Annotated in this window: 8 protein-coding genes, 1 pseudogene and 1 other annotated feature; of the genes and pseudogenes, 1 reads left to right on the top strand and 8 read right to left on the bottom strand. The window is 47.0% G+C overall.

The window, feature by feature from the left end:
* Positions 1–198 (top strand): transposase (locus G470_RS13670; RefSeq protein WP_035445716.1); only part of this gene is annotated, 198 nt, incomplete at its 5' end.
* A 120-nt stretch (positions 199–318) separates the two neighbouring features.
* On the opposite strand, the gene G470_RS0112030 is transcribed toward G470_RS13670, so the two are convergent.
* From G470_RS0112030 to G470_RS13680, 8 genes and pseudogenes are all read right to left on the bottom strand, one after another.
* Positions 319–1,038 (bottom strand): pseudouridine synthase, encoded by a 720-nt coding sequence (locus G470_RS0112030; protein WP_028274992.1) that lies wholly within the window; start codon positions 1,036–1,038, stop codon positions 319–321.
* Between the two features lie 117 nt (positions 1,039–1,155).
* Entirely contained in the window at positions 1,156–1,989 is an 834-nt protein-coding gene (locus G470_RS0112035) for an aldo/keto reductase (protein ID WP_028274993.1), read from the bottom strand.
* 255 nt (positions 1,990–2,244) lie between these two features.
* The gene (locus G470_RS0112040) at positions 2,245–3,924 is read right to left on the bottom strand and encodes a putative polysaccharide biosynthesis protein (RefSeq protein ID WP_338023265.1); all 1,680 of its coding nucleotides are present in this window, start codon (positions 3,922–3,924) and stop codon (positions 2,245–2,247) included.
* A 159-nt stretch (positions 3,925–4,083) separates the two neighbouring features.
* The gene (locus G470_RS13675; protein ID WP_051258586.1) at positions 4,084–5,064 is read right to left on the bottom strand and encodes an ABC transporter ATP-binding protein; all 981 of its coding nucleotides are present in this window, start codon (positions 5,062–5,064) and stop codon (positions 4,084–4,086) included.
* A pseudogene (locus tag G470_RS14760) lies at positions 5,064–5,510 on the bottom strand (ABC transporter transmembrane domain-containing protein); the annotation flags it as partial. The pseudogene G470_RS14760 and the gene G470_RS13675, both read right to left, overlap by 1 nt.
* A 164-nt stretch (positions 5,511–5,674) precedes the next feature.
* A complete protein-coding gene (leuS, locus tag G470_RS0112050; protein WP_028274995.1) occupies positions 5,675–8,092 on the bottom strand; it encodes a leucine--tRNA ligase in 2,418 nt (805 codons plus the stop codon).
* A gap of 79 nt (positions 8,093–8,171) precedes the next feature.
* Positions 8,172–8,389: a binding site (T-box leader), on the bottom strand.
* Between the two features lie 115 nt (positions 8,390–8,504).
* Entirely contained in the window at positions 8,505–10,013 is a 1,509-nt protein-coding gene (gene nagE / locus G470_RS0112055) for an N-acetylglucosamine-specific PTS transporter subunit IIBC (RefSeq protein ID WP_028274996.1), read from the bottom strand.
* A 400-nt stretch (positions 10,014–10,413) separates the two neighbouring features.
* Positions 10,414–10,964, bottom strand: a 551-nt coding sequence (locus tag G470_RS13680) for a LysM peptidoglycan-binding domain-containing protein (protein ID WP_169720341.1), incomplete at its 5' end; no start/stop codon positions are given.

Genomic DNA, 10,964 nt, shown 5'->3' on the forward strand with positions numbered 1-10,964 from the left:
ATTCGGCATGCGTTCACGTATACCCTGTCAAATGGAGCGATTGAAGGAATGAATAATAAAATCAAAAATATCAAACAATCGGGGTATGGGTACCGGAACTTTTACAACTTACGGGCCAGAATTTTGATCAGTTACAAATTAACGGTGTCCCGTCACCAACCAAGGCCGTTGACATTCGAAGACGAAGAAGTAGCTTAATGAAAAAAAGAGGTCAAAGTGACGAATTCACTTTGACCTCTCAATAGGCTCACCAACACTATTTGACATAGAACCAAAGGAAACTGTATGTACAGCTTTCTTCGTGGCTTTTTCCATTAGTTATTCCCCTTTTAACAAAGAGATTTCTTCTTTCGTCAACGCGCGGTACTGTCCCAGTTCCAATGCCGGGTCCAATTCCAATGGTCCCATGGAAATGCGTGTCAAGTGCGTCACTTCTTTTCCGACCGCTTCAAACATCCGCTTCACTTGATGGAATTTGCCTTCGTGAATGGTCAAACGCGTGTGCGACTGCCCTGCTTCTTCGTCAACAGAAAGAATTTCCAGCTCAGCCGGCAGGGTTTCGTATCCGTCGTCGAGCGTTACACCTTTAGCAAACGCTTCTTTGTCCGCTTCCGTGACAATTCCGTCAACCACTGCTTCATAGACTTTATCCACATGTTTTTTTGGAGAAAGCAGTTGATGCGCCAAAGCTCCGTCATTGGTCAACAACAGGAAGCCCTCTGTGTCAATGTCCAGGCGACCCACCGGAAACGGTTCTTGTATGCTGTCTTGGGGTTCCAGTAAGTCAATGACCGTATGGTGATACACGTCTTCCGTCGCACTGATGACGTCTTGGGGTTTGTTCATCATGAAATACACGAATTCCTGATAATGGACCGGTTCCCCGCCGACAGCGATTTCGTCTTCTTCCGGATTCACGTGTACTTTCGGGTCCGTCACAGGCTCCTCATTTACCCAGACCAATTTGCTTTTCAATAGTTTCTTTACTTCTTTTCGCGTCCCAAACCCGCTGTGGGCGAGCAATTTATCAATACGCATCGCAAAAACTCCTTTAACTCAGTCAATAGACGGCAACTCCGCCATAAAAAATACCTTTGCTGTATCAATGATACCATTGATTTCTCTAGCAAAGGTATTTTTCTGTTTTAATTTCACTTAAAATTCTTGGTAAACTGCGGGGTCCTGCCCTTTTCTGCGTCCATCTTGTTTCGTCAGCTGGTTGATTGCCGCCATCTCTTCTTCACTCAACGAGAAATCAAAGAGGTTCAAGTTTTCTTCCTGGCGGACAATGCTGGACGATTTAGGAATCGGCAGGACGCCCAGTTGAACCTGCCAACGCAGGATGACTTGTGCGATGGATTTTTTGTGTTTCTCTGCGATGTCCACAATGGTTTGTTCTTTCAACACTGCGCTGGCTCTTCCCAATGGACTCCAAGCCTGGGTGATGATTTGTTTGGACGCATCAAACGCGCGCTGAGTTTCTTGATTGAAGAAAGGATGCAGTTCCACTTGGTTGATGACCGGAAGCACCCCGGTTTCTTTCTCCAACCGTTCAATGTGTTCCGGCAAGAAGTTGGACACCCCGATCGAACGGACCAATCCCGCTTTTTGTGCATCAACCAATGCCTGCCAGGCTTCGACGTATTTGTCTTCAATCGGGTTCGGCCAATGAATCAAATACAAGTCGATGTAATCCAACCCAGTGCGCAAGACCGATTCTTGGATCGTGTTCACAGCATCTTGATAGCCATGATAACGTCCAGGCAGTTTGGATGTGACCGTCAACTCGTCACGCGACACCCCGCTGTTTTTGACCGCGCGGCCGACCGCTCCTTCGTTTTCATAGTTCACGGCTGAATCCAACAGACGATAGCCGGCGGAAATGGCCTGCTCGATTCTTCGTACGCCGTCGTATCCATTCAATTGATATGTACCGAATCCGACTTTCGGTATTTTGAATCCATCTGATAAAATGTAGTGCTCCTGCATATGGTTCCCTCCATTTTTCGTGTGTGTTCTTCTATTGTATCATACTGTTTGGTTCCGCATACATTTCTTTAACAAAGAATCGTTCGAATGGCGTTTCTTTGTCAGTGAGTCACCCTCTATTCGACAAAGCAGCCCATCTTCCAAACTTCTTTGTCGAAGAAACGCCTTCTATCAGACAAAGACACCTAACCGCTGTCCCTCTTTGGAAATAAAGAATACAAAAAAGCACTCCCCGCAAGGAAAGTGCTTTTTGGTTTATTTCAACTTCAATTTTCTGCGAATCGTGGTGATTCTGCTGCCAAGCAATCTGTCTGCCAAGCGGGTTTTCAAAGCCAAGTAGCCGTACACCGCAACCCCTGCAACTGCCGTCACCGCCATGACAATCACGGAATCAAACCCGCTTTGTTCATTCAAGAAGAGGTACAGCCCTTCCCGAACCAAAATGGTGGTCACAGCCATCGCAGCCGTCAAAAGTGCAATCAATGTGGTACGACGAACCAAGTAAGACGCGTTGTAGCCCACTGCTTTGTGCATGATGCGGAACATCAAGAAACACGCGACACCGAAACCGATGATGTTGCTGATGAGCATTCCATATGTGCTGAACAGTCTGAGCGCCGGATACTGAAACACCAACTTCATACCCAACCCAATCCAAAGCGCTATAATCGCCGGACGTGTCTGATTGGATGCCTGCAGGATGTTTGCCAACAAGGCATATAGCGCCAAAAAGATGCTCATGAACGCGGACACTTGTGTGATTCCGGTTCCGAAGTCGTTGTGGCCGTAGAATACCGTGTACAACGGCTCAGCCAGTACAGCCATTCCTGTGGCTGCCGGGAACATGATGAAGAACAACAACTGAACGCTCTCCACAAACTGGTGACGCACAGCTTTCAAACTGCCTTTGGCAATCAAATCACTGATCAATGGAACAGATGTAATCGCCATAGCCGAGCCAAACGAGATGATGATCATAATCAATTTGTGGGCATTCGCTTGAGAGATCCCGTATGTTCGTTGAATTTCTAAACCGGTCATATTAGAGACCGACTCCATGATTGGAGAATAGGTAAACTGGTCAATAAACTGCGAAATCGTGATTCCCGTTGCGACAATAATGAATGGAATCGCTGTCCGGATGATGCTGACCATCAATTCATTGGTTGCGACAGACACCTTCCCGGCACTTTCTTCCGGTTCGCGCGTCAACGCATTGTTTCCGCGTCTCAGCTTAACAATTAAATACCCGAACCCGAATATCGCCCCGACAAATGCGGCAAACGTGGACAACGAAACAGCCGTCACAACGGACCCGTCCAGCATTTGCCGAACCAAGAAGACCGATGCGAGCATGAACAACACCCGTGCCAACTGCTCGATGATTTGAGAAATCGCAGACGGCGCCATCGTGTTATGTCCTTGAATGAACCCGCGTGTCACACTCATTGTTGGAATGAAGAGCAACGCCGGCGTCAACGACCGGATGACGATGGTACTATCCGCTGCCGAGGCAGTAGGGCTGGCTTCCGCAAACAGCGGCGCGAGTACGAACATCAAGACTGCCGAGACTATCCCGGAAAAGGCCATGATCTGCAGGCCTTTTTTGTAAATGTTTTTACTGATTTCGTATTCTCCGATTGCGTTATAATAAGAAACTTGTTTGGAAATGGCAGAAGGCACACCGGCCGTCGCCAGACTCAAGAAAAACGCATAAGGAGTATACCCGATTTGGAACAGGGCGTTCGCTGCATCCGCCGTGTTTGAATCCCCCATCCATGCCATCCATGGAATGATGTACAACGCCCCGAGTATCCGGGACATCATGCTGCCAGCGGTCATCCATGCGGATCCGCTGACCATTTTATTTTGAGTAGAAGAAGTCGATTCTGTATTTGTTTTTGTATTTTTCATCGTATCACTGGCCATCTTCATGAACCTTTCTCATTTGATATAAGGAAAAACTATTCTTTCCCATTAACCACCATTCTACTGTTTTGAACAAAGGGTTGCAATCTTTTCTAGATAAGGTCTGTTCTTTTTAAACCTTTTTTAACAATTTCGTCTCAATTTATGTGATAATCGTGAAACTCATTACGTTAATTGCTGCTCCGCAAACATCTGATACAACGGATGAGTCTGCGCCAACTCTTCATGTGTGCCCTTTCCGTTGATGTGTCCTTTTTCAATAAATAAAATCAAATCGGCGTCCACAATGGTGGACAACCGGTGAGCAATCACAAACGTTGTGCGTCCAGCCATCAAACGGTTCAAGGCTTCTTCGACCACTTGTTCTGACTGGCTGTCCAAACTAGCTGTTGCTTCATCCAACATCAAGATTTTCGGATTCCGCAGAAAGGCCCGGGCGATATTGATGCGTTGACGCTGACCCCCTGAAAGTTTCGTTCCCCGCTCGCCTACCTTTGTATCCAAGCCGTCCGGAAGCTCTTTGATGAATCCGTCTGCATATGCCATCTCGGCCACTTCCCATAAACGCTCATCGGACACTGCCTCTTCTTCCATTCCGTAACACAAATTTTCACGGATGGTGCCGGCCATCATGGCATTTTCTTGAGACACATAGCCAATCTGCCCGCGCCATGAGCTCATGGACAGCTCTTGAATGGGTGTGTCCCCAATAACAATGGAACCTGTCTCCGGCTCATAGAATCGTTCAATCAAAGAAAACAACGTTGTCTTCCCGCCGCCGCTCGGTCCCGCGAAGGCGATTTTCTGTCCCGGATGGGCAGTGAAAGAAATGTCTTCCAACACCGGCTCTTCTCCATAAGAGAAATGAACATCGGGAAATGTCAGCGGGAGACCGGAAATGTCCATCTCGATTCCTTCTTGTCCTGCTTCTTCTTTTAATTGGACGATTTCTGTGATTCGGTTTGTCGCTCCAGCCGCCCGCTGCAACTGCGTGAAAAAGCTAGTGAACGTGATCAGCGGTGACATCAACTGGAACAAAAACATCAAGAAAGCCACCAGAGAGCCGATGGACAGCGTGCCGTTTGCGACTCGGAGTCCGCCGTACCCAAAGACCGCCAACACCACCAACGTGATGATGACGTACATCAAAGGGCCGACCAGAGCGAAATTTTAGCTTCTTTCAGCCCCAATTCGTACAACCGATCGATGCCTTGTTGGCCCATCTCAGCTGCTGTTTGCTCAGCGGTGGAAGATTTCATCAATCGGATTTCCGACAAGGTCTGCTGGATGCTGCCGTTGAATTCGGCTGTTTCATCCTGCGTCTTCCGGGCGATGCGCCCCATCCTTTTTCCAAGTGGAAACAAAACCGCAAACATCAACGGAACCGTCAACAACATCAAAAGCGTCATCCGCCAGTCCATCATGAGCAAGATGGTCACCACACCAATGATGGTCAGTAACCCGCTGACAAACTGCGGGAAATAACTGGTGATGACCTGTTGGACAATACTGGTGTCGTTGATGATACGGCTGACCAACTCCCCACTGCCAGCATCCACACCGGCAAACGCGTCGATCGCAGCAATTGGAAAAAAGAAGACAGCTTGTAGTCTTTTTCTTTATTTTTCATACACCCTTGCCTGCTCTTTCTTTATCATATTCTTGTGTCTTGAAAATAAAAATCAAACCAATCTCCATTATACCAAACACAAAAAACGAGGCAGCAACAAAACTGCCTCGTTTTTTGATTGGTTCATTAGTTTGCGACGATGTTGACCAGTTTTCCAGGAATGACAATGACTTTGCGGATCGTCTTCCCTTCCAAATGCATCTGGATTTTTTCGTTTTCCATCGCCATTTTTTCCAGCTCTTCTTTGGAGATGTCTTTGGAAGCTTGTTCTTTCGAACGCACTTTTCCGTTGATTTGGAAGACAACTTCCACTGTGTCTTCCTGCAATTTGCTTTCATCGAATTCCGGCCACGGCTCGTAGCTGATGCTGCCTTCACTATTTGTCAGGCGGCTCCACAATTCCTCACCCAAATGAGGGACAATCGGAGCAAGCAATTTAACAAAGCCTTTCATGTATTCGAACGGCAGTGCGTCTGCTTTGTATGCTTCATTCGTGAAGACCATCAATTGAGAAATGGCGGTGTTGAAGCGCAAGTGCTCATAGTCTTCAGTCACTTTTTTCACTGTTTGGTTGTAAACAACATCCAATTTGCCATCGTTAAATGTGGTGATGCGGTCACGCAGCTGACCTTCTTCGTCAACAAACAATCTCCAGACGCGATCCAAGAATTTGCGTGCGCCTTCCAATCCTTCTTCGCTCCAAGCGATGGAAGCATCCAAAGGCCCCATGAACATTTCGTACAAACGTAAGGTGTCTGCGCCGTATTCTTTGACCACATCATCCGGATTGACAACGTTGCCGCGGGATTTGGACATTTTCTCGTTGTTTTCGCCCAAAATCATTCCTTGGTTGAACAATTTTTGGAATGGTTCTTTTGTCGGAACCACACCCAAGTCGTACAGGAATTTATGCCAGAAACGAGCATACAACAAATGCAATACCGCGTGTTCCGCTCCTCCGATATACAAATCAACCGGCAGCCATTGTTTCAATTTCTCCGGATCTGCCAATTGCTTGGAGTTTTTCGGATCGATGAAGCGCAAGAAATACCAGGAGCTTCCTGCCCACTGCGGCATGGTATTTGTGTCGCGGCGGCCTTTCTTCCCGGTTTCAGGATCCACTACGTTGACCCATTCTTCAATGTTCGCCAACGGTGATTCCCCGGTTCCGCTCGGTTGAATTTTGTCGGTTTTCGGCAAACGCAACGGCAATTCGTCTTCTGGAACAGTGGTCACTGTGCCGTCTTCCCAGTGGATGACTGGAATTGGCTCTCCCCAGTAACGCTGACGGGCAAACAACCAGTCACGCAGACGGTACGTTGTTTTCGCTTCACCCAATCCTTTTTCTTCCAACCAGTTGTTCATTTTCTCAATAGCTTCGTCTTTGTTCAATCCGTTCAAGAAATCGGAGTTGATATGCGGCCCGTCGCCTTCAAAAGCTTCTTTCTCCACGTCTCCGCCTTCCAAAACAGGAACGATGTCCAAGTCGTATTTACGGGCAAATTCCCAGTCACGCTGGTCGTGTGCCGGAACCGCCATGATTATTCCGGTTCCATAAGAAGCCAGCACGTAGTCCGCGGTCCAGATTGGCATCTCCTTGCCGTTAACCGGGTTGATCGCATATGCACCGGTGAAGACACCTGTTTTCTCTTTGTTGAGTTCTGTCCGTTCCAGTTCAGACTTTCTGCCTGCTGCTTCCACATACTGGTCAACGGTTTCTTTTTGTTTTGGCGTAACGATTTTTTTCAGGAACTCGGATTCCGGGGATACCACAGCATACGTCGCACCGAAAAGGGTGTCCGGACGAGTGGTGAATACACTGAAACTTTCGTCGGAGTCTTTCACTTGGAATGTGACTTCTGCCCCTTCGGATTTTCCGATCCAGTTGCGTTGCATGTCTTTGATGTGTTCCGGCCAATCGACTTCTTCCAAGTCTTCAAGCAGGCGGTCTGCGTAGGCAGTGATTTTCAACATCCATTGTTTCATCGGTTTGCGGTAAACAGGGTGTCCGCCGCGCTCACTTTTTCCGTCGATGACTTCTTCGTTTGCCAATACCGTTCCTAAAGCCGGGCACCAGTTTACCGGTACTTCCGCTTCGTATGCCAAGCCTTTTTCATACAGCTTCGTGAAAATCCATTGGGTCCATTTGTAGAACTCTGGGTCTGTAGTGCTGATTTCGCGGTCCCAGTCATAGCTGAATCCCAGAGCATTGATTTGGCGTTTGAAGTTTTTGATGTTATGCTTGGTGAATTCCGATGGATCGTTTCCTGTGTCCAATGCGTATTGTTCAGCAGGCAAACCAAACGCGTCCCACCCCATCGGATGCAACACGTTGTATCCTTGAGCGCGTTTCATACGGGCAACGATGTCGGTGGCTGTGTAGCCTTCCGGGTGTCCTACGTGCAAACCTTGACCGGACGGATACGGAAACATATCCAACACGTAAAAGTTCTTTTTGTCTGCATCGTTTGTGGTCTTGAATGTGTGGTCTTGTCTCCAAAATTTCTGCCATTTTTTCTCAATGGTTTGGTGATTGAATGACATGGTGTTCTCTCCTTTTTCTTCCTTCTTTATGAATACGTCAGAAAATATAAAAGCCCTATGAATACAGAACTTGCTGCATCCATAGGGCGAATGGGCTCTCGCGGTACCACCTATGTTCCCCGCCACACCGGCAGGCTCGATCCGTTAACGCAGGGAACGGTCTGACTTATGGATGATTGACATCCACTGGGCCAGACAACTTCAAGGCGAGTTCAACGGTTCTTTTTACGCATTTCCACCACCCATGCGCTCTCTTGAAAAAAGAAACCCTCTACTATTCCTTTTCATCGTTTTCTCGATATTCAAATGTTGGGTTTATTTTACCAAAAATGCACCGGTTCGGCAACAGTCTCTATTTTCAAATAAAAAAAACTCTCCCCTTCTTTTGATGGAAGGAGAGAGTTCGAAAAACTTATTTTCTTAATTTTTCAATTTCGTTAGCGACAAACTCAACTTCGGTTCCGACAACTACTTGGATGTTTTTCGGTCCTGTTTTGTTTGTCCCTGGAATACCGGCAGACTTGATACGTTGTTCGTTTACTTTATCCATATCTTTTACTTCTACACGCAGACGGGTCGCACATGGGTCAATCATGTCTACGTTATCCGGACCGCCCAATCCGGCCAAAATAATTTCCGCTTTCTGTGCGAAACCAGAGCGATCGCTTCCGGTCCGTGGCGCAGTGGCGGTCGTTGTTCCACCGCCGGCTGTCGCACCGGCCGTTGCAAGCTCGCCTTCATTGCCGGCCAAAGCTTCCGATTCGCCTTTTCCTCGGCCCGGTGTGGCCAAATCAAAGGTTTTGATTGCCCAACGGAATCCGAAGTAGTAAATCACTGCAAAGACGGCTCCTTGAACCAACAGCATATACGGTTGGTTGGCCAATGGCAAGTTGAAGGACAAGAAGTAATCGACGAACCCGGCACTGAACCCGAAACCGGCCGTCCATCCAAATGTAGCTGCTATAAACAACGAAACTCCTGTAAACAGTGCATGAATCAAGTACAATTGTGGAGCTGCAAACATGAATGCAAACTCAAGCGGTTCGGTAACACCTGTAAAGAATGAAGCAAAAGCTGCGGCGATCATTAAAGAGGCCGTTTCTTTTTTCTTGCTTTCATCCGCCATGTGGTACATCGCCAATGCTCCCGCTGGCAATCCGAACATCATGACAGGGAAGAATCCTGCTTGGTACATCCCAGTGACTCCCAGTTCTCCTGTACCTGCCCAGAAGTTTTGAATGTCATTGATTCCCGCCACATCAAACCAGAACACCGCATTCAATGCATGGTGCAAGCCGACCGGGATGAGGAGTCGGTTGAAGAAACCGTAGATTCCTGCTCCCAATGCCCCTAGTCCACTGATGGCTGTACCGAATGCAACCAATCCACCATACAAAGGCGGCCAAACGAACATCAACAGCAATGAGACGAACAGCATCGTGATGGCCGTCATGATCGGCGGCAGTCGTCGTCCACTAAAGAAAGACAACGCCTGCGGAAGACGCATTTCACTGAATCGGTTGTATAAAGCCGCGGCAATCAATCCCACTAAAATACCGATAAATTGGTTCTCAATGCTTCCAAATGCGGCATTGACCTGTTCGAGTTCAATTCCTTGAAGCATCGCAACCGTTTCAGGATTTAATAAGGTTGTGACGACTAAGTAGCCGACCAATCCACTGATGGCTGCTGATCCATTCCGGTCCCTGGACATCCCCAGTGCAACCCCAATGGCGAACAAAATGGCCATGTTATCAATCAAAGAAGAACCCGCACGAATCAAGAAGGCAGCAATCGGACTTTCACCACCCCATCCTTGAGGGTCAATCCAGTAGCCAATTCCCATTAAAATCGCTGCTGCCGGTAACACGGCGACCGGGAGCATCAAAGAACGACCAATTCGTTGCAAATATGATTTCATTATCATTTCCTCCCAACTAAATGTGTCCCACGTTTTCTCCAGTTAAATTGAAGATCCGATTCTTCTTGGATTGTTTGACATGGACCCCTCCTTTTATTCTGCTAAGCCACCAAACATGCAACAATGATTCCTAATGTATATTTATATAAGCAGCTTGCAGAATCCCTATTCAACACCATCATACCAATATCACATAAAACAGTCAAAATAATTTTAAAAATTTTTATGAATCATATTGGTATACTTGGATTTTACGTCTTCTTCTCCACTGGAATACTAATTGTTTTAGGATGTATACCACTTTTTATATTATTTATGAATAAGTATGCACACCAAATGAATCTTTCCCGAAACAAAGACAAATAAGCAGCCTCTTTTGAAAAAGAGGCTGCTTTATTGTTTATTTTTTGACTATCAGTTTTTGCCCAACAAAGATAAGATCGGATTGCAATGCATTCCATTTCTTCAAGTTGGAAACTGTTGTGTTGTATTGTCGTGCAAGACCGGAAAGCGTGTCTCCGCTTTTCACAGTATGCGATGTGCTTACTGTTGATTTTATTGGAGAAGCAGCTTTTTTCCCGTCTACATTGACATTCAGTTTATCACCGACGTAAATCACATCGGAGGTAAGGTTGTTCCAACCCTTCAGTTGTGAAACAGTCACGCCGTATTTTCTGGCGATACCTGAGAGCGTGTCTCCTCCTTTGATGGTGTAAGTAGTGGAGACAGACGGTGCAGGCTTAGATGGTGCTGGTGTCGGTGCAGTTGACCCTTTACCTGAAATTGCCAACTTTTGACCGACATAAATGGTGTCTGATTTCAATTTGTTCGCAGACTTAATCTGCGCTACCGTCGTACCGTAACGAACCGCCAAGCCGGACAATGTGTCACCGGTTTTCACGGTGTGCGTACCAGTTTCCACATTTTGCTCTGGTTTTGGTTCTGGTTTCG

It is taken from the genome of Atopococcus tabaci DSM 17538 (assembly GCF_000429585.1).
Lineage (GTDB): Bacteria > Bacillota > Bacilli > Lactobacillales > Carnobacteriaceae_A > Atopococcus > Atopococcus tabaci.

What these genes read in the sequence shown, in the direction of transcription:
- G470_RS0112030 (WP_028274992.1), bottom strand. Translation starts at nt 1,038, where the DNA reads ATGCGTATTGATAAATTGCTCGCCCACAGCGGGTTTGGGACGCGAAAA.
- G470_RS0112035 (WP_028274993.1), bottom strand. Translation starts at nt 1,989, where the DNA reads ATGCAGGAGCACTACATTTTATCAGATGGATTCAAAATACCGAAAGTC.
- G470_RS0112040 (WP_338023265.1), bottom strand. Translation starts at nt 3,924, where the DNA reads ATGAAGATGGCCAGTGATACGATGAAAAATACAAAAACAAATACAGAA.
- G470_RS13675 (WP_051258586.1), bottom strand. Translation starts at nt 5,064, where the DNA reads ATGTACGTCATCATCACGTTGGTGGTGTTGGCGGTCTTTGGGTACGGC.
- leuS (WP_028274995.1), bottom strand. Translation starts at nt 8,092, where the DNA reads ATGTCATTCAATCACCAAACCATTGAGAAAAAATGGCAGAAATTTTGG.
- nagE (WP_028274996.1), bottom strand. Translation starts at nt 10,013, where the DNA reads ATGAAATCATATTTGCAACGAATTGGTCGTTCTTTGATGCTCCCGGTC.